Source organism: Pseudomonas sp. NPDC086278 (assembly GCF_050280905.1).
GTDB lineage: Bacteria > Pseudomonadota > Gammaproteobacteria > Pseudomonadales > Pseudomonadaceae > Aquipseudomonas.
The window spans coordinates 21,236-43,818 of the sequence record NZ_JBNNWE010000038.1 but is presented as its reverse complement, the minus strand read 5'-3'; the positions used below and the strand labels follow the sequence as shown (position 1 = coordinate 43,818).

17 protein-coding genes are annotated in these 22,583 nt (G+C 60.2%); 2 read left to right on the top strand and 15 right to left on the bottom strand.

Going from position 1 to position 22,583, the window contains the following annotated elements:
• Nucleotides 1-1,701 carry a type IV-A pilus assembly ATPase PilB gene (gene pilB, locus ACQKP4_RS14195; protein ID WP_427634052.1) on the bottom strand — a complete coding sequence of 567 codons (1,701 nt, stop codon included), beginning with the start codon at nucleotides 1,699-1,701 and terminating at the stop codon, nucleotides 1-3.
• Nucleotides 1,702-1,926: 225 nt separating this feature from the next.
• On the opposite strand from pilB, the gene ACQKP4_RS14190 reads away from it, so the two are divergent.
• The gene (locus ACQKP4_RS14190) at nucleotides 1,927-2,343 is read left to right on the top strand and encodes a pilin (RefSeq protein ID WP_427634050.1); all 417 of its coding nucleotides are present in this window, start codon (nucleotides 1,927-1,929) and stop codon (nucleotides 2,341-2,343) included.
• A gap of 313 nt (nucleotides 2,344-2,656) precedes the next feature.
• A complete protein-coding gene (locus ACQKP4_RS14185) occupies nucleotides 2,657-3,010 on the top strand; it encodes a BON domain-containing protein (RefSeq protein ID WP_427634048.1) in 354 nt (117 codons plus the stop codon).
• A gap of 180 nt (nucleotides 3,011-3,190) precedes the next feature.
• On the opposite strand, the gene ACQKP4_RS14180 is transcribed toward ACQKP4_RS14185, so the two are convergent.
• The 14 genes from ACQKP4_RS14180 to ACQKP4_RS14115 form a co-directional block, all read right to left on the bottom strand.
• On the bottom strand, nucleotides 3,191-3,487 hold the full coding sequence (locus tag ACQKP4_RS14180) for a DUF2845 domain-containing protein (protein WP_427634046.1): 297 nt from the start codon (nucleotides 3,485-3,487) through the stop codon (nucleotides 3,191-3,193).
• Nucleotides 3,487-6,435, bottom strand: a complete 2,949-nt coding sequence (locus tag ACQKP4_RS14175) for a DUF748 domain-containing protein (protein ID WP_427634045.1) — start codon at nucleotides 6,433-6,435, stop codon at nucleotides 3,487-3,489. The genes ACQKP4_RS14180 and ACQKP4_RS14175 overlap by 1 nt, the downstream gene beginning before the upstream one ends.
• A 93-nt stretch (nucleotides 6,436-6,528) precedes the next feature.
• Nucleotides 6,529-7,545: a class I SAM-dependent rRNA methyltransferase gene (locus ACQKP4_RS14170; protein ID WP_427634043.1), complete on the bottom strand. Its 1,017-nt coding sequence runs from the start codon at nucleotides 7,543-7,545 to the stop codon at nucleotides 6,529-6,531.
• 313 nt (nucleotides 7,546-7,858) lie between these two features.
• Entirely contained in the window at nucleotides 7,859-8,731 is an 873-nt protein-coding gene (locus tag ACQKP4_RS14165) for an oxygenase MpaB family protein (RefSeq protein WP_427634041.1), read from the bottom strand.
• A 50-nt stretch (nucleotides 8,732-8,781) separates the two neighbouring features.
• Nucleotides 8,782-10,719, bottom strand: a complete 1,938-nt coding sequence (gene acs, locus ACQKP4_RS14160; RefSeq protein ID WP_427634039.1) for an acetate--CoA ligase — start codon at nucleotides 10,717-10,719, stop codon at nucleotides 8,782-8,784.
• Nucleotides 10,720-10,912: 193 nt separating this feature from the next.
• Complete coding sequence (gene pgi, locus ACQKP4_RS14155) at nucleotides 10,913-12,577, bottom strand: glucose-6-phosphate isomerase (protein ID WP_427634038.1); 1,665 nt, start codon at nucleotides 12,575-12,577, stop codon at nucleotides 10,913-10,915.
• Between the two features lie 220 nt (nucleotides 12,578-12,797).
• Complete coding sequence (gene panD / locus ACQKP4_RS14150) at nucleotides 12,798-13,178, bottom strand: aspartate 1-decarboxylase (protein WP_003228271.1); 381 nt, start codon at nucleotides 13,176-13,178, stop codon at nucleotides 12,798-12,800.
• Nucleotides 13,179-13,377: 199 nt separating this feature from the next.
• Nucleotides 13,378-14,238, bottom strand: a complete 861-nt coding sequence (gene panC / locus ACQKP4_RS14145; protein WP_427634036.1) for a pantoate--beta-alanine ligase — start codon at nucleotides 14,236-14,238, stop codon at nucleotides 13,378-13,380.
• Nucleotides 14,235-15,035: a 3-methyl-2-oxobutanoate hydroxymethyltransferase gene (gene panB / locus ACQKP4_RS14140; protein ID WP_427634034.1), complete on the bottom strand. Its 801-nt coding sequence runs from the start codon at nucleotides 15,033-15,035 to the stop codon at nucleotides 14,235-14,237. Before panB ends, panC begins: the two co-directional genes overlap by 4 nt.
• Before the next feature lie 274 nt (nucleotides 15,036-15,309).
• Nucleotides 15,310-15,801 (bottom strand): 2-amino-4-hydroxy-6-hydroxymethyldihydropteridine diphosphokinase, encoded by a 492-nt coding sequence (folK, locus tag ACQKP4_RS14135; RefSeq protein WP_427634032.1) that lies wholly within the window; start codon nucleotides 15,799-15,801, stop codon nucleotides 15,310-15,312.
• A 3-nt stretch (nucleotides 15,802-15,804) separates the two neighbouring features.
• A complete protein-coding gene (locus tag ACQKP4_RS14130) occupies nucleotides 15,805-17,205 on the bottom strand; it encodes a polynucleotide adenylyltransferase PcnB (RefSeq protein WP_427634030.1) in 1,401 nt (466 codons plus the stop codon).
• A 738-nt stretch (nucleotides 17,206-17,943) separates the two neighbouring features.
• Nucleotides 17,944-19,380: a sigma-54-dependent transcriptional regulator gene (locus ACQKP4_RS14125; RefSeq protein ID WP_427634028.1), complete on the bottom strand. Its 1,437-nt coding sequence runs from the start codon at nucleotides 19,378-19,380 to the stop codon at nucleotides 17,944-17,946.
• 22 nt (nucleotides 19,381-19,402) lie between these two features.
• On the bottom strand, nucleotides 19,403-22,357 hold the full coding sequence (locus ACQKP4_RS14120; RefSeq protein ID WP_427634026.1) for a sensor histidine kinase: 2,955 nt from the start codon (nucleotides 22,355-22,357) through the stop codon (nucleotides 19,403-19,405).
• Nucleotides 22,341-22,517: a hypothetical protein gene (locus ACQKP4_RS14115; protein WP_003176118.1), complete on the bottom strand. Its 177-nt coding sequence runs from the start codon at nucleotides 22,515-22,517 to the stop codon at nucleotides 22,341-22,343. The genes ACQKP4_RS14120 and ACQKP4_RS14115 overlap by 17 nt, the downstream gene beginning before the upstream one ends.
• Nucleotides 22,518-22,583 lie beyond the last annotated feature (66 nt).

The following is a 22,583-nucleotide window of genomic DNA, read 5'->3' as shown; positions in this document are numbered from 1 at the left end:
TCAGTCCTTGGTGACCCGGTTGATTTCTTCAAGGCTGGTGACGCCTTGCATGGCCTTGATCAGGCCCGAAGTGCGCAAGTCGTTGAAGCCGTCCTTGCGCATCTGGATGTCGATTTCCAGTGAGTTGCCTTCGGCCATGATCAGCCGTTGCAGGTCCGGGGTATTGCGCACCACTTCGTAGATCCCGACACGGCCCTTGTAGCCGCCGTTGCATTGGTCGCAACCGACCGGCTCATAGATCGTGAACGAGCCGATGCGTGCTTCGGGGAAGCCTTCCTTGATCAGTGCCTCGCGGGGGATTTCGATAGGTTTCTTGCAGTGGCTGCACAGCTTGCGCGCCAGGCGCTGGGCGATGATCAGCGTCACCGAGGTCGCAATGTTGAAACCCTGGATGCCCATGTTATGCAGGCGAGTCAGGGTTTCGGCGGCGCTGTTGGTGTGCAGCGTGGACAGCACCATGTGCCCGGTCTGCGCCGCTTTGATGGCGATTTCGGCGGTTTCGAGGTCGCGGATCTCGCCGACCATGATCACGTCCGGGTCCTGGCGCAGAAACGAGCGCAGCGCCTGGGCAAAGTCCAGCCCCTGCCTGGGATTGACGTTGACCTGGTTGATGCCTTCCATGTTGATTTCCACCGGGTCTTCGGCGGTGGAGATGTTGATGTCCACGGTGTTGAGGATATTCAGGCCGGTGTAGAGCGACACGGTTTTACCGGAACCGGTTGGCCCGGTGACCAGAATCATCCCTTGTGGCTGCTTGAGCGCGGCCATGTACAAGGCTTTCTGTTCCGGCTCGTAGCCGAGGGCATCGATGCCCATCTGCGCGCTGGACGGGTCGAGGATCCGGATCACCACTTTCTCGCCCCACAGGGTCGGCAGGGTGTTGACCCGGAAGTCGATGGATTTGCTCTTGGACAGGCGCATCTTGATCCGCCCGTCCTGGGGTTTTCGCCGCTCGGAAATGTCGAGGCTGGCCATGACTTTCAACCGCGCCGCAATGCGCCCGGCCAGTTGAATGGGCGGCTTGGCGACTTCGCGCAGCATGCCGTCGGTGCGCATCCGCACGCGGTAGGTTTTCTCGTAGGGTTCGAAGTGCAAGTCCGAGGAGCCGCTTTTGATCGCATCGAGCAGCATCTTGTGGACGAAGCGCACCACGGGGGCGTCATCGGCGTCCTGCCCGGCGATGGCGTCCTGGTTTCTGTCATCGCCTGACTCGATATCGAACCCGTCAAGATCGACATCGGCCATTTCTTCGAGGCCGGTGGAATGGCTGTCGAAGAATTTCTCGATGGCATCGCTGAGCTTGTCGTCCTCCACCAGAATGGCTTCGGTGTTCAACCCGGTGCTGAACTGGATGTCGTTGATGGCTTGATGATTGGTCGGGTCGGAAACACCGACGAACAGCTTGTTGCCGCGCCGCCAGAGGGGCAGGGCGTGGTGCTGGCGAATCAGCTTTTCGCTGACCAGGCCTTTGGGTTGGGTTTCCTTGTCCAGGCAATTAAGGTCAAGCAGCGCCATGCCGAAGTGCTCGGAGGCAATCTCGGCCAGTTCACGGCTCTTCGCCAGTTTGTTCTGCACCAGGTAGCTGACCAGCGAGATCCGGTTGCGTTGGGCTTGCTGAGACGCCTGTTGCGCGGTTTTGTCAGTGAGCAATTCGGCCAGGACCAATTGCTTGGCCAGACCGCTAAGGGCGATGTCGTTCATTGGGATACCGGACGCAGACAGTTCATGACTTATAGCCTAGTCAAGGAGCTGAGCCAAACCAGCGCGCTTCAAGTGACAAAAAGTGTCAGATAGTGCGGATTCTGCGGGCAGGAACCGGTCTGGCGCGCGCCTCGCGCCCCGGCCACAGGGGGCGGGCGGTTTGGCATGGGCTGTGCTGCGGCTAATTCAGATCATGAGATTTCGACTCATGCATGGAGCTTGTCTATGAATACTCAGAAAGGTTTCACCCTTATCGAACTGCTGATCGTGGTGGCGATCATCGGGATTCTGGCGACGTTTGCATTGCCGGCGTATTCCAAATATCAGGCGAAGGCCAAGGTGACGGCTGGCCTGGCAGAAATATCGGCGTTGAAAGTACCGTTTGAAGATCTGATGAATAACGGCACCAGCCCGACCACCGTGGCGGGAATTGGTGGGACTAGCCCAACCTCAAACTGCACGCTGACGGCTTCCGGAACAGCCACCGATGGCACAGGCAGCATTGTTTGTACGATCCTTAACGCGCCTGCACCGGTTTTAGGCAAGACCATCACCCTGTCGCGCACGACCGCTGGCTGGACGTGCGCCACTACCGCTCAGCAGGACTACGCGCCTAAAGGTTGCACCGGTTCCGCTACCTGATACTGACGTCGTTTATGCAAGCCAAAACCCCGCGGAAATCCGCGGGGTTTTTTATTTCTTCAGCGAATTCTCCATAAATAAGAAAATCCCCGACAATTCATGGCCTTAGGCCCACACCAAAACCTGCAACTTGCATGTCGATAAAATCAAACTCATGCATTTTGCATGATTCCGAAAATCAGCCATTTTTTTAAGTTGCTGATTTATAAGGATTTATACCTGTTTTGAAAGTTGGCACAGCGTTCGCAATATACCCAGTAACCCTGCTGACAAGACACGCAGCAGACTTTCTAGAAAAACAGGAGTTACTCGTATGAAGAAGTTCGCTATCGCTGCCGCTACTGCAACCGCGCTGACCCTGACCATGGCCAACGCAGCCTTCGCACAGACCCAAACCACCCAAGCCCCGATGACATTGGCGGCCGGTGAAGTGGCCAAGGCAAAAGAAACCACTTCTGATACTTGGATCACTACCAAAGTCAAAAGCGACCTGGTCACCGAAAAAGGCATTCCTGGCACCGACATCAAAGTCGAAACCAACAAAGGCGTTGTATCGCTGTCGTCGACTGTAGCCGTGACTGAAGCGCAGAAAACCACCGCCGTTGCGATCACCAAGAAAATCAAAGGCGTCAAAGCGGTCTCCGCTGACGGCCTGAAAGCCGAGTAAGGCAAGACTTCTCGCCTGGACCGGGAGAAGGCGTGGCAGACGGGCCGAGCAATACGCCTGCCGCCTCAGGAGAGTTCATGCGAAGGCCACAAGGATGTGGCCATTACAGGCCCCGGCATTCGTGTCGGGGCCTGTTCTATTGTGGCGACACAAAAAATCCAACTGTGGGAGCGGGTGAATTCAACTCCCGCGTTTGCTGGTGATCTGTCTCAGGCGATTGCCTTCGAACCGCAGGTATTGATACATCCCGCTATTGGGCCCGTAGGTCCATTCCTCCACCTGAAACTCTTCCCGGCGATTGGCACTTTTCTTGTAGCCCAACAGATCGCGGCTGGCGGGCTCTCCACACTTCTGCAATACCTCGCTCGACCGGTCGCCAACGCTGACCAACGCGCTGCCACAGCGCAGGGTATCTGCCGCCGAGGCCTGACTGGCGGCCATCGCCAGAGCCAGGCCGATCATCAATTGTCTGAGCATCACTCGGCATCCAGGTGCAGCGGTGTCACTACCCGGCCGTCACTTTGCGCTTCGCCCAGGCTGGCATCGATGAAGTACACGCGGTCATCGGCCAACTGGGCCTTGTCGACCAGGTAATCCTTGATGCTGCTGGCGCGGTCCTGACCCAACTGCCGCAACAGCACGTCGCTGGAACTCCAGAACTTGATCACGTCGGCACGCATCTTCGCGGTGCGTTCTTCCTTGCCCAGATCCTTCCAGTCGGCGGGCGGCTGGGTTTTCAGACGGGTGCGATAGATGCCTTCCAGCAGCGGACCTTTTTCGCTATCCGGCACCTGAATCAATGACGCCTGGGCCGGCACCTTGTCGCCGCGACGCTGGAGCATTTTGTAGTAGTTGTACTGGTATTCGCGTTCCAGGCGTTGCTCGGCAATCAATGGGCCGTCGCTGCTGGCAGCGGCAGTACCTTCGATTTCCAGGCGCAGGGCCGGACGTTCCTTGAGCGCCTGGGACAGCTTGATCAGCGAACCCTCGGCGTCTTTGCTCAGGTCGCTTGAGCCCGGCGCAAACGAGACCGTGCCCAGGTCTTGCGAACCACCGCCACTGATCAGGCCGCCAATCATTTTGAACGGCGCGGCGGCGGCTTTCACGATGAGGTTGCGCAGGGTCTGCCAGACAATCGGCATCACGCTGAACTGCGGGTTGTTCAGGTCACCGGTGACCGGCAGCTCGATGGAAATCTTGCCATCGACGTCCTTGAGCAGCGCGATTGCCAGTTTCAACGGCAGGCTGACCGCGTCCGGGCTGTCGACTTTTTCACCCAGTTGCAGCTGTTCGATCACCACTTTGTTTTCAGCTTTGAGCTGGCCTTTGGTGATCAGGTAATGCAGGTCGAGATTGAGCCGGCCCTTGCGGATGCGATACCCGGCGAACTTGCCGGAGTAGGGCGTCAGCGTGGTCAGCTCGACCCGTTTGAAACTGGTGGCGATGTCGAGGCTGGCCATCGGGTCGAACGGGTTGACCGCGCCCTTGATGGTCACCGGCGCATAACGGTCGACCTTGCCATTGATGTCGACGCTTGCCGGTTTCGCCTGACGGCTGTCGATGGTGCCGATCTGCCCGTTGAGCTGCTGCACGGCGGTGGCGAAGTTCGGTGTCAGGCTGAAATCGGCGAAGTTGGCCGAGCCGTCATTGATGGCAATGCCGCCAATGTGAATACCCAGCGGTTTGTCCTTGCTCGCCGGTTTGGCCGCTGCGGTTTTGGCGCCGGAGTCGGCCGGTTGCGGAATCAGCAGGTCGTCGATATTGGTGGTGCGGTCATCGTTGATCATGAAGCGCACATACGGCTGGAACAGGTTGACCTTGTCGATCGACAGGCTGTCGCCGTGTTGATAATTCAAGCCTTCGACCACCAGTTGCTGCCACTTGAGGAAGTCGCGGGTTTTCAGGGTGTCGAGGGTGTGCAATTGATCGACCTGAGCGCGACCGGTGACGCTGAATGCCAACGGCTCGGTGCTTTTCAGGTCCACCGCCAGGTCGCTGCCGAGCATGCCGCTGCGCAGTTCCAGGCGAATAAACGGGTTGATGTAGGACTGGGCGACACGCAGGTCGATGTCTTTGGTCTGCACGTTGAGTCGGGCGCTGACCGGCGCCAGATTGACCACGCCTTCGGCCGTGAGCTTGCCTTGCTTGCCCAGGCCGGTGTCGAGCTTCAGATTGAAGGGCGAGCCATTGAGGCTGTCGAAATTTTGCAGGTCCAGGTTCAGCGGGCCAACTTCCAGGGCAACCGCGGGCTGCGCCTTGCGATCCGCCAGATGCACTTGGTAATCGCGCAGTTGCACGTCTTTGAGCAGCACTTGCCACGGTTTGCTCGGGGCGGCGGGCTCCTTCGGCGAGTCCGCTGCTGCCGGCGTGCTGGGCGGTTCGGCGGCGGCTTTGGCGGCTGGTTTCGTCGGTTGGCTGGCGAACAGTTTCTGCCAGTCGAGTTGCCCGTCGGCTTCGAGTGCGGCCCAGGTTTCCAGTTTGTTGCTGCGGATCTTGCCGACCACCACTTGTTGCCTGGCCAGGTCTACGGTTGTGTCGCTGACGTCCAGCCGTTCGAGGTTGACCAGCGGCCGACCATCCGGGGCCTTGATGGCGAAGGGGGCGACGCTGACGGCGACATTGCTCAGCAGCAGTTCGGTGTCCTTCGACAAATTGAGTTTGTAATCGGTACTGAAGCTCAAGACCCCGCGTTCAAGGTCCAGTGGCACCGCGTCACGCACATACGGCCAGAAGGCTTTCATCTGGCCGTCGGTGATTTTCAACTTACCTTCGGAGGCGATCGGGATCAGGCTGAAGTTGCCGGTCCAGTCGATCTGCCCACCGGCCGGGCCGACGGCGACCAGGGTCATGTCGGCGTTGTCATCGGGCAGGGTGCTGAGGTTGTTCAGCTCGAAGTCGAGTTTGTCGTAGATGAATTCGATTGGTGTGCTGGGACGCGCATCCAGAAAATGCACGGCCCCGCCGGCCAGTTTGATGCGCTCGATGCGCATCGGGAACGGTTTGGCGTTGGGGTCGGCCGGGGTGGGTTCGCTGGCGGGGATTTTGAACAGCGCGAGCAGGTTGAGTTTGCCTTCCTTGTCGAAGAGGATTTCGGTCTTGGGTTTGTCCAGTTCGATGTCGGACAGGTGCAGTGCCTTGGTCCACAGGCTGTCGATCTGCAAGTTGGCGTACAGGCGTTCAAAACCGACCTGTTCCTTGCCCGGCTCGCCGATGATCAGGCCCCACAGCGTCACTTCGAGGGTGAAGGGGTTGAGTTCGATCCGCGAGATCGTCGCGGGCACCGTGGCGTAGTTGGCCAGTTGTTGGTTGGCAACCCGCAACGCGATGCCCGGCAATATCAGAAACCCCAGCAGGCTGTAGAGGGCCAGAGCAGTCAACAAGGCGCCGATAGCGCGAATCAATCCTTTGGGCATGTGCGGCTTCATCTGTCTGAATCGGAGTGCGTTGGAGTATGGCACGCGAATCCGGTTCCGAAGTGCTCGGGCCTTATAGGATTAATCTGAATCTGCGGTGGGGCCTCAGAGCTGAAGAATCAGGGTCTTCAGCGGTGGCTGTTGATCCATGGACGGAAAATCGGCGCCCGGTTTCATTACTGTCCACTCGCGCACTGGGCGACCGGCCTTCTCGGCGCAACGCAAAACCTGTTCGCGCCAGTCATCCATGCTGACTTTTGCCAGGTTGTTGCAGCAGATCAGCACGCCATTGTCGGCGGTGGTCAGCAGTGCCGGTTTGAGCAGGCTTTGGTAGTCGCGCAGCAGGTCGACGGTGCCGAACGCGCTCTTGGCCCAGGCCGGCGGATCGAGCAGCACCAGATCGTACTGACGCTGTTCCAGGCGCTGGTAACTCGGCAGTTTCTGCCCGCGACGCTGGCTGATCGGCAAACCGGCCAGTTGGCGGATCGCCGGGAAATAATCGGATTGAATGAACTCCATGGCCGGCAACTGCGCATTCAGCAGACCGTTTTCACGACCGACCGCGAGGTTACCTTCGGCGAAATCCAGGTTGCACACCTCACGCGCACCACCGGCCGCAGCACACAGGCCGACGCCGCAGGTGTAGGCAAACAGGTTCAGCACGCTTTTGTCTTTGCTGTGCGCCTTGACCCAGCCACGGGTGTTGCGCAGGTCGAGGAACAGCAGCGGATCTTGCCCGGCATGACGGCCGCGAACCCGGTAGTTGAGGCCCCATTCGTGGCCGACCAGATCCTGCAGCGCGGCTTCGTCGGCGCGGTAAACGGTGTCTTCGCGGTCGATGCGCGAGTTGCCACGGGAGCGATCGTTGTAAACCAGCAGCGTGTCCACGCCCAAGTGTTGATTGACGGTCGCGTGCAGTTGCAGCAGCGCCTCGCGTTCCAGCGACTGGTGAAAGCTTTGCACCAGCAGTTGCGGGCCGTAGCGGTCGATGGTCAGGCCGCTGGCGCCTTCCTGGCTGCCGTGGAACAGGCGATAGCAATCGGTGCCCTGCTGATGCAGCTCGGCAAGCAGGTCCTGACGATGTTCAAGGGCGGCGAGAAGCGCCTGATTCAAGGAAGACATGCTGGGCGCCTTGCAGGAGGGAATTTGGCGCGGGAGTTTAACACTGTGGCCAGAGGGATTACCTGTGGTGGAGGAGACTACATGTGAGGGGGCTTGCCTGTGGCGAGGGGGCTTGCCCCCGTTCCAGTGCGCAGCACTGGCAGGATTTCAGCAGCGCTCGAGATTTAGGGGCCGCTTCGCAGCCCAACGGGGGCAAGCCCCCTCGCCACAGGCAAGCCCCCTCGCCACAGACAAGCCCCCTTTCCACAGGCAAGCCCCCTTTCCACGGGCAAGCCCCCTTACCACAGGCAAGCCCCCTAGCCACAAGGGGCGGTTATGTCAGCAGACCCATCCGCCGCTTGGCCCGCTGCACCGAGCCATTGCGCACCGCCCAGCGCAGCATCGGCGCGCTGCGGTTGACGCTGGCTCGGATCAGTTTGCGTTGCAGCGGGCTTTGGCGAACGCCGAGCAGGTCACTGGCCCAGTCCGGCAGCAAATCGATCCCGGCCTGCATCATCAAGCCGCCGAAAGGCTTGGCCAGCCGACTCGGTGACGGCGCATTCAACAACAGACGCAACACTTCCCGACTGCGCCCGTCGCACAGCAATTGTGGGCGAATGCGCTCAAGGTAATCGGCGATTTCCTGCCGCGAACGCGGCACATCACGGGCGCCCAGACGCTCGGCGACCAGCGCGATTTCGCCGTAGTAACGGTCCTGATCGGCCAGCGACAAACGCGGATTGCGGTAGCGCACATGCGCGGCGAGGAAGTTGCTGACTTCGGCGACGTGCACCCAGGTCAGCAAGTCAGGATCGCTGGCGGCATACGGCCGGCCATCCGGCGCCGTGCCGGTCACTTGCAGGTGGATGGTGCGAACCTTCTCGATCAGCCAGTCGGCATCTTTGCGCGAGCCGAACGTGGTGCCGGAAATGAACTGCCCGGTGCGGCGCAAGCGCCCGAGCATGTCCTCGCGAAAATTCGAATGGTCCCAGACCCCGGCGAGTGCCAAGGGGTGCAGGGCTTGCAGCATCAACGCGCTGATACCGCCGATGAGCATGCTGCTAAAGTCGCCATGCACCTGCCAACTGACTGAATCGGGGCCGAACAGCCCGGGATCGCCCTTGGGGTTCTCCAGGTCGAGCTGGCCGAGGGACAGACCGGTCAGGCTCATGATCTGGGTTTCGATGCGGGTACGGATGAATTCCATGGCGACTCGGTGGTGAGAAGAGGGCGCGGCCAGTGCTGACCGCGCAGGGCTTACTGGTTCAGACGGGTGTCGATCAATCCTTGAACCACGCTCGGGTCGGCAAGCGTCGAGGTGTCGCCCAGGCTGTCCAGTTCGTTGCAGGCGATCTTGCGCAGAATGCGCCGCATGATCTTGCCTGAGCGGGTTTTCGGCAAGGCCGGCGCCCACTGGATCAAATCCGGTTTGGCGAAGCTGCCGATTTCCTTGCTGACATGGGCCAACAGTTCTTTCTTCAACTCGTCGTTGGGTACGGCGCCGTTCATGGGCGTGACGAAGGCATAGATGCCCTGGCCTTTGACGTCGTGGGGGTAACCGACCACGGCCGCCTCGGCGATGCTGTCGTGCAGCACCAGCGCGCTTTCGACCTCGGCGGTGCCGATGCGGTGGCCGGAGACGTTGATCACGTCGTCGATGCGCCCGGTGATCCAGTAATCGCCGTCCTCGTCGCGCCGGGCGCCATCGCCGGTGAAGTAGTAACCGGGGTAGGGCTTGAAGTAGGTGTCGATCATCCGTTGCGGGTCGCCGTAGACGCTGCGGATCTGCGCCGGCCAACTGGATTTGATCGCCAGCACGCCGCTGCCGGCGCCTTTGATTTCCTTGCCGGTTTCATCGAGCAGCACCGGTTGCACGCCGAACATCGGTTGCGTGGCGCAGCCCGGTTTAATCCGTTGCGCGCTCACCAGCGGGCTGAGCATGATGCCGCCGGTTTCGGTCTGCCACCAGGTGTCGACGATCGGGCAGCGCTGTTCGCCGACGATGTTGAAGTACCAATCCCACGCTTCCGGGTTGATCGGCTCACCGACGCTGCCGAGTAATCTGAGGCTCGCGCGGGACGTTTCCTTCAGTGGTTGCGGGCCTTCGCGCATCAAGGCGCGCAGGGCGGTGGGGGCGGTGTAGAAAATGTTGACGTGGTGTTTGTCGATCACCTGCCAGAAGCGCGAGCTGCTCGGGTAGCTGGGCACGCCTTCGAAGATCAGCGTGGTCGCGCCGTTGGCCAACGGGCCATAGACGATGTAACTGTGGCCGGTGACCCAGCCGACATCGGCGGTGCACCAGAAGACTTCACCGTTGCGGTAGTCGAGCACGTACTTGAAGGTCATCGCCGCTTGCAGCAAGTAACCGCCGGTGGTGTGCAGCACGCCTTTGGGTTTGCCGGTGCTGCCGGAGGTGTAAAGGATGAACAGCGGGTCTTCGGCGTCCATCGGTTCGGGCGGGCAATCGTCACTGACCTCGCGCAATGCCTGGTGATACCAGAGGTCGCGACCTTCGACCCAGTTCACGTCGCCCTGGGTGCGCTCGACCACGATGACGCTGCTGACATCCGGGCAACTGTGCAGGGCCTTGTCGACGTTCGCTTTGAGCGGGACGAATTTACCGCCGCGCACGCCTTCATCGGCGGTGATCACGGTGCGGCAGTCGGCATCGAGAATCCGGTCGCGCAGCGAGTCCGGCGAAAACCCGCCGAACACCACCGAGTGCACCGCGCCGATCCGTGTGCAGGCGAGCATCGCGTAGGCGGCTTCGGGGATCATCGGCATGTAAATGCACACGCGGTCGCCCTTTTTTACGCCACGGCTTTTGAGCACGTTGGCCAGGCGGCAGACATGGTGATGAAGTTTTTTGTAGGTGATTTGCGCCGATTCGGCCGGGTCGTCGCCTTCCCAGATGATCGCGATCTGGTCGCCGCGCTGTTCCAGATGACGGTCGATGCAGTTGTAGCTGACGTTCAACCGGCCGCCGGCAAACCAGCTGGCCTCACCGGTTTTCAGGTCATAGCGCTGGACGGTTTGCCACGGCGTGCTCCAGTCGAGGAAGCGCGTGGCCTGTTCGGCCCAGAAGGTGCTGGGGTGTTCAATGGATTGGCGGTACAGGCGCTGATAGTCGTCTTGACTCAAGTGTGCAGCCCGGCGGACGGCATCGGCTTCGGGGAACGTGCTGATATCGAACATGACGGTTCCTTATTCTTGTTTTGCGACAAGTAACAAAGATGCGCCGAGAGACCAACGTGTTCAAGTCATGCGCAAAGCAACTGTGGGAGCGGGCTTGCTCGCGAAGGGGGCAGGTCAGTCAACTCGATGCTGAATGATCCACCGCTTTCGCGAGCAAGCCCGCTCCCACAGGGTAGAGCCGTGTGGCGTTAGATCACCCGCGATGACGGCCGCGGAAGTAGTTGATCAAGCCTTGGGTGGAGGCATCGTCAGCCGGGGTTTCTTCGCTGCCGACCAGGCGGTTGTAAACGCCTTTGCCCAACTCTTTGCCCAACTCCACGCCCCACTGGTCGAAGGCGTTGATGCCCCAGACCACGCTTTGCACGAAGACTTTGTGTTCGTACATCGCCACCAGTGCGCCGAGGCGACGCGGGCTGATGCGCTCGACCACCAGGGTGTTGCTCGGACGGTTGCCCGGGATCACCTTGTGCGGCGCGAGCTTATGCACTTCTTCTTCGCTCAAGCCTTTGTCGCGCAGCTCGGTTTCAGCTTCGGCAAGGGTCTTGCCGAGCATCAGTGCCTGGCTTTGCGACAAGCAGTTGGCGTACAGCCACTGGTGGTGATCGGACACCGGGTTGAAGCTGACAATCGGCACGATGAAGTCAGCCGGAATCAGCTGGGTGCCCTGGTGCAGCAACTGGTGGTAAGCGTGCTGACCGTTGCAGCCGACGCCGCCCCAGATCACCGGACCCGTGTCGGTGGACACCGGGGTGCCGTCCTGACGCACGCTCTTGCCGTTGGATTCCATGTCCAGCTGTTGCAAGTGCTTGGTGATGTTGCGCAGGTAGTGGTCGTACGGCAGGATCGCGTGACTTTGCGCGCCCCAGAAGTTGCCGTACCAGACACCGAGCAACGCCAGCAGCACCGGCATGTTCTGTTCGAATGGCGCGCTCTGGAAATGCTGGTCCATGGTGTAGGCACCGGACAGCAATTCCTTGAAGTTGGACATGCCGATGGCCAGGGCAATCGGCAGACCGATGGCCGACCACAGCGAGTAACGCCCGCCGACCCAGTCCCACATCGGGAAAATGTTTTCTTCGCGAATACCGAAGGCCACTGCCGCCGCGTTGTTGCTGGAAACCGCGATGAAGTGACGATACAGCTCGGCTTCCGAACCGCCCTGAGCCAGGTACCAGGCGCGCGCGGCCTGGGCGTTTTTCAGGGTTTCGAGGGTGTTGAAGGATTTCGACGAGACGATGAACAGCGTGGTCTCGGCGCGCAGCTTCATGGTCAGTTCGTGGAACTCACTGCCATCGATATTCGCCAGGTAATGGCAGCGCACGCCTTTCTGGGCGTAGGACAACAGCGCTTCCGAGACCAGTTCCGGCCCCAGGAACGAACCACCGATGCCGATGTTCACCACGTCGGTGATCGGCTTCTCGGTGTAACCACGCCACAGACCGTCGTGGATCCGGCCCACGAGGTCGGTGATCTGGTTCAACACTTTGTGTACTTCGGGCATCACGTTGACGCCGTTGACCGAGAGCTTGTCGCCCACTGGACGGCGCAACGCGGTGTGCAGGGCCGGACGACCTTCGGACGAGTTGACGATTTCGCCGTCGAACAGCGCTTTGATCGCGCCCTTGAGGTCGACTTCGTTGGCTAGGCCCACCAGCAGGTCGCGGGTCTGGGCGTTGATCAGGTTTTTCGAGTAATCGAGAAACAGGCCGCAGCTGCTAAGGGTGAATTGCGTGAAACGCTGCGGATCGGCATTAAACGCTTCGCGCATGCTGAAATCCTGCATGGCTTGGCGGTGATCTTTCAACGCCTGCCAAGCGGGCAGGGCGGTCACATCGTGAGGAGTGCGGTAGTACGCCATCGCTGCGGGTTTCCTTTTTACTTGAACGGCCTTTTGAACACTGAAAATACCGGAGCGCTGCGGGAGGGCGTCCGGTCAACTGAGTCGACACGATTTGATGACACAGGGCGAATACAGTAAACCTCGCGCTGCGATCTGTCTTGACTTTGTCTGACCCGTTCCCGGTACTTTTTTGTACATCAGGTCGGGAACGGTCCGACAAACGGAAGAGAGGGCTCGCTCAGGCGACCTGAACCGGGATGGCGTTGCTGGTGTGGCTGAGCTCGTTGCCCGGCGCCATGTAGAGCATGCGCGGCTTGAAATTGAGCAGTTCGGCTTCGCTGTAGTGGGCGTACGCGCAGATGATCACCCGGTCACCGACCTTGGCCTTGTGGGCGGCGGCACCGTTGACCGAGATCATGCGCGAACCTTCTTCACCACGGATGGCGTAGGTGGTGAAGCGCTCGCCGTTGTCGACGTTGTAGATCTGGATCTGCTCGTACTCACGGATCCCGGACAAGTCCAGCCATTCGCCGTCGATGGCGCAAGAACCTTCGTAATCGAGAACTGCGTGGGTGACTTCGGCGCGATGCAGCTTGGCCTTGAGCATGATGGCGTGCATGAGGGTTTTCCCAGGTCGGAATCGAACGGCGGGCAGTTTGCCCGAAGGCTTTGGGGGCGGCAATACAGTCTGCGAGCAGACACAAAAACCAATGTGGAAGCGGGTTTGCTCGGGAAGGCGGTGTGTCAGTCAACATTTAAGCTGAATGACACACCGCCTTCGCGAGCAAGCCCGCTCCCACAGGGGGGTATTGCGGTGTTCAGACGTGCGCGTCGAGGTTCAGGTGCAGGTTGTCGATCAACCGCGTGGTGCCGAGGAACGCGGCCACCAGAATCACCAGGTCCCGGTCTTCCGGGGTCGCCGGGCGCAAGGTCAGCGCCTGACGAATCTCCAGGTAGTCGGTGCGCAAACCGGCTGCTTCGAGCTGTTTAATCTGCGTGTCGATCAGTGTCGGGTAATCCCGTTCGCCCTGTTTAATGGCGTCGGCAATCGACGACAGGGTGCGATAGACCACCGGCGCCACGGCCCGTTGTTGTTCGCTGAGGAAACCGTTGCGCGACGACAGCGCCAAACCATCCGCCGCACGCACGGTCGGTTCGCCAATGATCTGGATCGGCATGTTCAGGTCATGCACCAGCGCCCGGATCACCGCCAGTTGCTGGAAGTCTTTCTGGCCGAAGATCGCCAGGTCCGGCTGGACCATGTTGAACAACTTGCTGACCACCGTCGCCACACCTTCGAAGTGCCCCGGACGACTCGCGCCGCACAGGCCTTCGGACAGTTGCGGCACGCTGACGCGGGTTTGGCCGGTCATGCCATCCGGGTACATTTCCTCGACTGTCGGCGCGAACAGCAAGTGGCAACCGGCCTGGAGCAGTTTTTCCTGGTCGGCGGCCAATGTGCGCGGGTACTTGTCGAGGTCTTCGCCGGCGCCGAATTGCAGCGGGTTGACGAAAATGCTCGCGACCACGAAATCCACCCGTTGCGAGGCTTTGGTGATCAGTGCGACGTGGCCGCTGTGCAAGTTGCCCATGGTCGGCACGAAGCCGATGCGCTTGCCTTCGCTGCGGGCACGGGCCACGGCGGCCCGCAGTTCGCGTACGGTTTTAACGGTGTTCATGCAGAAAATCCGTGTTCGATCCCAGGGAAAGTGGCGGCTTTGACTTCAGCGACGTAGGCGCCGAGTGCCGCTTGAATGTTCGGCTGCCCGGCCATGAAGTTCTTCACGAACTTCGGCACGCGCCCGGTGATGGACAGGCCGAGCATGTCGTGCAAGACCAGCACCTGGCCGTCGGTGGCGCTGCCGGCGCCAATGCCGATCACCGGAATGCCCACTGCCTGGGTTATTTCCTGAGCCAGTTCGCTCGGCACGCATTCCAGCAACAGCATGGCTGCGCCGGCCTGCTCCAGGGCGATGGCGTCGGCACGCATCTGCCGCGCCTGGTTCTCGCTGCGGCCCTGGACTTTGTAGCCACCCAGAATGTTCACCGACTGCGGTGTCAGGCCCATGTGCGCGCACACCGGAATGCCGCGTTCGGCCAGCAGACGGATCGACTCCGCCAGCCACAACGCACCTTCAACCTTGACCATGTGCGCACCGGCCTGCATCAGTACGGCGCTGTTGGCCATGGTTTGTTCAATGGTGGCGTAAGCCATGAACGGCAGGTCGGCGAGAATCAGCGCGTCGGTGTTGCCGCGTTTGACGGCCGCCACGTGATAAGCCATTTCCGCGGTAGTCACCGGCAAGGTGCTGTCGTGACCTTGCAACACCATGCCGAGGGAGTCGCCCACCAGCAGCACTTCGACGCCAGCCTCATTGCAGGCATGGGCGAAGGTCGCGTCATAGCAAGTCAGCATGGTGATTTTTTCACCTTTTTGCTTCAGACCTTGCAGGGTGGTCAGGGTGATGGCTGGCATGAAAAGTTCCTCATTCAGGCGCTGTGGAAACTGCTGCGAGTAACGCGCGTGATTCTTCGTTAAATACAGGCGCACGGTCTGTTGTCGTGCTTGTAAGGCCTGGATTGCGCCCTTCAACGCCGGGTTGGCGGCAACGGGACGCCTATAGTCGTGAGGAGAACTCGGGAAGTCAATTGCGTGTGTTACCGCGATGTTACGTACGGGTTGTTACCGGGGTAACTGATGCGTTTCAGCAGCCGCAGAGCTTGTGTTCGACACAAAACCCCCACAGGAATTAGTGTTGATTTGGGGAAAGGCGTTCGAGGCCGATGAACGGGCACGCGAGCAGTAATTCCTTCAGGGTTCGGCCATCGGCCAACCGCAAATCCGCAGGCGCCAGCTCAGCCAGCGGATACAGCACGAAGGCTCGTTCCTGCAAATGGTAGTGGGGGACTTTGAGGCGCGGTTCGTCGATCAGCCGATCGCCAAACAAGACGATGTCGAGATCCAGCGTGCGGGGGCCCCAGCGTTCAAGACGCTCACGGCCCTGTTCATTCTCGATGGCCTGTAGCGCGTCGAGCAGGTCCAGCGGGGCGAGGGTACTGTCGAGCGCGGCGACCGCGTTGGTATAGCGCGGCTGGCCTGGCAATAAAGAGTCGCTCTGATAGAACGCGGATACGCCGACCAGCCCGCTCTGGGGCAGCCGCGCCAGCGCCTCGACGGCGCTGCGCAATTGTTCGGCGGGGTCAGCCAGATTGCTGCCCATGCCGATGTAGATGCGTTCCATGGATTACTCGCCCGTGGCACTCGGTGCGCCGGCCGCGCGTTTACGCTTGGCGCCACCGCTGCGACGACGTTTGCGCGGAGCGCCGGTGCCGTCTTCCTTGCCGCTGAGGTCGCGAATCATGTCGCGGCGCTCGCTGTCGTTGGCGTCCTGATAGTCCGTCCACCATTCGCCCAGGCCATCGGTCTGCTCGCCGGCGCTTTCACGCAACAGCAGGAAATCGTAACCGGCGCGGAACCGTGGGTTGTCCAGCAACAGGTCGGCGCGCTTGCCGCTGCGGCGGGGCAGACGCTCCTGCATGTCCCATATCTCGCGAATCGGCATGGTGAAACGTTTCGGAATCGCGATCCGCTGGCACTGCTCGGCAATCAACTCGTGCGCCGCTTCCTGCATCGCCGGAATCGGCGGCATGCCACGCTCTTGCAGGCGCAACACACGCGCCGGCAGGGCAGGCCACAACAGCGCCGCAAACAGGAACGCCGGGGTGACCGGTTTGTTCTGCTTGATCCGCAGGTCGGTGTTGATCAGCGCTTCGCTGATCAGGGTGTGGGTGTACGTCGGGTTGTATTCCAGCGCCTCGGCACTGGCCGGGAACAGCGGATCGAACAGCTGCAAGTCGACGAGCATCTCGAAGGTGTCTGCCGCATGCCCGGAAAGGAACAGCTTGAGCACTTCTTCGAACAGGCGGGCCGACGGGATCTCGCGCAGCATCGGCGCCAGATCGCGGATCGGCGCGGCGCTGTGTTTTTCGATGCCGAAATTCAGCTTGGCGGCGAAACGCACGGCCCGCAGCATCCGTACCGGGTCTTCCTGGTAGCGTTGCTTCGGGTCGCCAATCAGGCGGATCAGGTGATTGCGGATGTCGTGCACGCCGTTGGCGTAATCGAGAATGCGCTCGCTGACCGGGTCGTAATACAAGGCGTTGATGGTGAAGTCGCGGCGTTGCGCGTCTTCTTCCAGCGTGCCGTAGACGTTGTCGCGCAGGATACGCCCGCTCTCGTTGCGGGAAGACTGGTTGCTGTCTTCCTCTTCATCGTTTTGCGGGTGGTTGGCGCGGAACGTCGCGACCTCGATGATTTCGCGACCGAAGTGGATATGCACCAGTTTGAAGCGACGGCCGATGATCCGCGCATTACGGAATTCGGCGCGGACCTGTTCAGGTGTGGCGCTGGTAGCGACGTCGAAATCTTTCGGGGTGATGCCGAGCAGCATGTCACGCACACAGCCGCCGACCAGATAAGCCTGGTAGCCGGCGTTCTGCAGGCGTTCGACGATATTCACCGCATAACGGCTGAATTGGGCTTTTTGCAGCGAATGTTGGCCGCTGTTGAGCACTTCAGGCGTACTGCGAATATGTTGCGTATGACGCTTGGGAGAACGGAATGACTGGAACAACTTCTTCAGCATGGGGTGCACTGTTTGAAGGAATGTTCGGCCATAACGAAGAATGACCGCATGATGGGCGGGGATTCTAGCATTTAGTCGGGGGATGGTGTAGGACGCAGCAGATATGAGCTGCAAGCCGCGAGCTACAAGGGGAAATCCAGGCGCCAATGCGGGGATTTTTTCAAATCGCAGAAACTACAAGGGGAGCCGAAGCTCCCCAAGAAGTAGTTGCATGCTCTATTTTTATTATTGGTTTCGGGCTTTTTGTTTTTGTTAAGTGCCCTCGTCATGAAGAATTTCCTTCATGACCCTCCCAATCGGGAGCCAAGAGCAAACGGATTGCTTTGGTCGCTGTGTTGCAGTGATCTTGCGATCCAACCAGTTCAGGCTCTGTCTCAGGACAGTTTTTGTTGTTCTCGGCCTGGTCGTGGGGCTAGCCCCAAATACAACGCCTCTCCAAAAGAATCAGTTAGCTGCGCCTCTCGCCGTCTTGTTTTTATTGTGCGTGAGTCGATTCGTCTTATTTTTATTGTCTTGTGCATTGCTTGTTATTGTTCTTGTATCAAACATATAGCAGGGTGCGTGCCAACTTTTATGAGGTCCAGTAAAACAAGGGGTTAGGCCGGTTGATGGGCTTTTTCCAGGCCCAAAAAAACCGGGGCTTCGTTACCGTAAGCCCCGGCTTTTGTTACGTGAAAAAACATGGGTAACAGTTTTTTCACATTGTCACGTGTAACCCGCACATCCGACAGCCGAGGTTCAGCTTTCGCTGGCCACTCCGGTCTTGCGCCGTGGAATGCCCAGGCGTTGGCGGCGTTCCCACAGGCACTTGCGACTGACGCCGAGTTTGCGCGCCAGCTCGGTTTCGGTCATGTGGTCCTGATGCTCAAGGACAAAGTGCTGGAAGTAGTCTTCCAGCGACAGGTCTTCGGTAGGCTCGTGGCTATTGTTACCGGCGTTGTTGCCCTGTTGGGGCGGCAAGCCGATGAAATCGTCGTCGTCCAGATCGCTCAGCTCGATGTCGATGCCCAGCAGCTCGGCGGAGATCTCCGGGCTTTCGCACAGAATCACCGCGCGCTCGACGGCGTTTTCCAGCTCGCGCACGTTCCCCGGCCACGAGTAATGACGAATCGCCTGTTCGGCATCCGCCGCGAACTTCAGATCGGTGCGGTTGACCCGCGCGCTCTGCCGCGCAAGGAACGCATTGGCGATTTCGTTGACGTCGGCGCCACGCTCGCGCAGGGCTGGCAATTTCAGGGCAATCACGTGAAGGCGGTAATACAAGTCTTCACGGAACTGGCCGATCTTCGCCAGGCTCTTGAGGTCGCGGTGAGTGGCCGCGATCAGGCGTACATCGACTTTTTGCGATTGCACCGAGCCGACCCGCCGAATTTCACCTTCCTGCAGCACGCGCAGCAGGCGAGCCTGGGCTTCCAGCGGCAATTCGCCGATTTCATCGAGGAACAGGGTGCCGCCATCGGCGGCTTCCACCAGGCCGGCACGCCCGGCGCTGGCACCGGTAAACGCGCCTTTTTCGTGGCCGAACAGTTCGGACTCGATCAGGCTCTCCGGAATGGCCGCGCAGTTCACCGAAATCATCGGTGCCTTGGCACGCCTGGACAGGTTGTGCAGGGCGCGCGCCACCAGTTCTTTGCCGGTGCCCGACTCGCCCTGGATCAGCACGTTGGAATCGGTTGGCGCGACTTTGCGGATCTTGCTGTACAGGTCCTGCATCGGCGGGCAAGACCCGATGATGCCAATTTCGCCGTTGCTGTTATCGATGCCCGGTTTGGCGGCACCGTTGGCGACTTTGCCGACGGCAGGTTCGCCGCTGGCCTGCACTGATTGCCGGTCACGCAAGATGCGAGCGACGGCCTGGAGCATTTCATCGTGGTCGAAAGGCTTGGCGATGTAATCCACCGCGCCCATCTTCATCGAGTCGACCGCTGAGCGCAGGCTGGCGTAGCTGGTCATGATCAGCACGGGCGTGCCTTGGCCGAGCTTGATCAGTTCAGTACCCGGTGCGCCAGGCAGGCGCAGGTCACTGACGATCAGGTCAAAGGTGGGAATAGTGAAACGTTCTTGTGCTTCCTGCACTGAACCGGCTTCGCTGACCTGGTACTGGTTACGTTCCAGCAGGCGGCGCAAGGCGGAGCGGATAATTGTTTCGTCTTCGACGATCAAAATGTGCGGCATTGATTCGATACTCTCGACGGTCTCAGTTCACAGCGGACGTCGCTTCGACATGACGCGGCAAGGTCACCCGGATACGGGTGCCGCGTTGGCTTTGAACATCAGCCGGGCTGTCGATGGTGATTTGTCCATAATGCTCTTCAACGATGGAATAGACCAGTGCAAGGCCCAGACCGGTGCCTTCGCCAGGATCCTTGGTGGTGAAGAAGGGTTCGAACAATCGGTCCATGATGTTCTTCGGAATGCCGCTGCCTTCGTCTTCCACGATCAGGTCGACCGTGTGTTCGCCGGCTTCGCTTTTGACCCGCACCGCACTGCCGGGAGGCGAGGCGTCACGGGCGTTTGAGAGCAGGTTGATGAGTACTTGCGCAAGACGCTGTGGATCGCCCTCGACCCAGTGATCGGGGTCGCACAGGTTGTAGAACTGCACCTCGAAATTGCGCCGGTTCAAGGCCAGCAACCCGATGGCATCCTGGGCCACTTCGGCCAGACAGACGGGCTCGTCGCTGTGTTGATGACTGCCGGCATGAGCGAAACTCATCAGCGACTGCACGATCCGCGACACCCGTTTGGTCTGCTCGAGAATCTGCCCGCTGATTTCCTTCAGCTCGCTATCGTCTTCACGCTCTTCGCGCAGGTTTTGCGCCAGGCAAGCGATGCCGGTGATCGGGTTGCCGATTTCATGGGCGACCCCCGCCGCGAGCCGGCCGATGCTGGCCAGGCGCTCGGAGTGCACCAGTTTGTCTTCGAGCATCTGGGTTTCGGTCAGGTCTTCCACCAGCAGCACCAAGCCACTGTTACCCGGTGCCAGCGGCTCATCAATGGCCGCTTTGTGCAGGTTCAGCCAGCGGGTCTGGCCGTCGAGAGCCAAATGCTGTTTGTGCAAATGCTCGTCCGGCAGATTGATGAAGCCCTGCAGCAGTTCTTTCCATGGATCGCCAATGGTGCTCAAGCGCGAGCCGACCACACGTTGCGCGGCGATTCCGGTCAATTCCTCCATGGCTTTGTTCCACATGAGGATTTCCTGATCCTTGGCCAGCGAGCACACGCCCATCGGCAATTCCTGCAAGGTCTGGCGGTGATAACGGCGCAGGGCATCGAGCTCGGCGGCAAGCCCGGTCAGGCGCGAGTGGTAATCCTCGAGGCGGCTTTCAATGAAGTGAATGTCTTCGGTGACGTAGTTTTCGCCGCCAGCCTTATAAGGCAGAAACGTTTCGACCATGTCCTGCGCCACGCTCGGTCCCATCAGGCCGGAAAGGTTGGCTTCGATCCGGTCGCGCAAACGGCGCAAGGCATACGGCCGGCGCTCGTCGAAGGGCAGATAGAGGTCTCGCAACGCTTGTTCGACTTCTTTCTGCGCAGCCTTGGCACCCAGTGGTTTTGCAAGCTGTGTGGCGAACTCCTGGGGCGAGGCGGCGTGCAGCTCACGGCGTTGCGGACGACGCACGTTGTCCACGGCGCAAGCTTCGGCGGCACTGGCTTCTTCGGGGCTGGCGTTGGTGAACAGCGAGATCAGGGTGAACATCAGCACGTTGGCGGCCAGCGACGCAATCGCCGCCATGTGCCAACTGGTGTCGTCCAGCACGTAAATCATGTTCAGCAGCGGAATATAGAAGCCTTGCAGATTGCCGACCAGCGGCAACAGCATCGTGACCACCCACACCAGAATCCCCGCCAGCAAACCGGCGATGAAACCTCGCCGATTGGCGGTCGGCCAGTAGAGGACGGACAACACGCCCGGCAGGAACTGCAACGTTGCCACAAACGCAACGATGCCGAGGTTGGCCAGATCCTGTTCGGCGCCCAGCAGCAGATAGAAACCATAACCGGCCATGATGATCGCAACGATCAATGCCCGGCGAGTCCACTTCAGCCAGCGATAGATGTTGCCCTCGGCCGGCGGTTGGTAGAGCGGCAGCACCAAGTGGTTCAGCGCCATCCCGGACAGCGCCAGGGTGGTGACGATGATCAGCCCGCTGGCGGCCGACAACCCGCCGACATACGCCAATAGCGCCAGGGCCTTGCTGTTGGCGGCAATGCCGATGCCGAGCGTGAAGTACTCGGGATTGGTCGTGGCCCCCAGTTTGAGGCCAGCCCAGAGAATCAGCGGCACCGCCAGGCTCATCAACAGCAAAAACAGCGGCAGGCCCCAGCTCGCACTGACCAGCGAGCGCGGGTTGAGGTTCTCGGTAAACGTCATGTGGTACATGTGCGGCATCACAATCGCCGAGGCGAAGAACACCAGCAACAGCGTGCGCCACGGACCTTCCTGTAACGGCGTGTGCAACGCGGCGAGCGCGGTCTGGTTTTGCAGCAGCCACAATTCCAGCTGTTGCGGGCCGTCGAACACGCCATACAGCGCGTACAGGCCAACGCCGCCAATGGCGATCAGCTTGATCACCGACTCGAAGGCAATCGCGAACACCAGGCCTTCATGTTTCTCACGGGTGGCGATATGACGCGAGCCGAAGAAAATCGTGAACAGCGTAATCAGTGCGCAAAAGCTCAGGGCCACGCGGTGCTGCACCGGCTCCCGGGTGAGAATGCCGATCGAGTCGGCCACTGCCTGGATCTGCAACGCCAGCAACGGCAGCACGCCGATCAGCATGAAAATCGTGGTCAGCGCACCGGCCCAGGTGCTGCGGAAACGGAACGCAAACAAATCGGCCAGCGACGACAGTTGATAGGTGCGGGTGATTTTCAGAATCGGATAGAGCAACACCGGCGCCAGCAAAAACGCGCCGGAGACGCCCAGATAGCTGGACAGAAAGCCGTAGCCGTACTGATAGGCCAGGCCCACCGTGCCGTAGAACGCCCAGGCACTGGCGTAAACGCCCAGTGACAAGGTGTATGTCAGGGGATGGCGAATGATCGCCCGGGGGATCATGCCCCGTTCGCTGATCCAGGCGACGCCGAACAGCACCGCCAGGTACGCGGCGCTGATCAGGATCATCTGGGTCAGGCTAAAGCTCATCGGCATCTTTTTGGCTCTGCAGGATGAAGGTCACGACGATCAGGATCAGCCAGAGCAAATAAGGGCGATACCAGGCGCCAGTGGCGTCGATCCACCAATCCATGATGGCCGGGGAGAACAGGTAAATCCCCACTACCAGGAGCAGGACCAAGCGATAGATGTACATCCCGGCCTCTCTTTTTTATGCGCGTGCCCGAAAACGTGCGGCGATGGTAACGGATGGGCGCGCCAC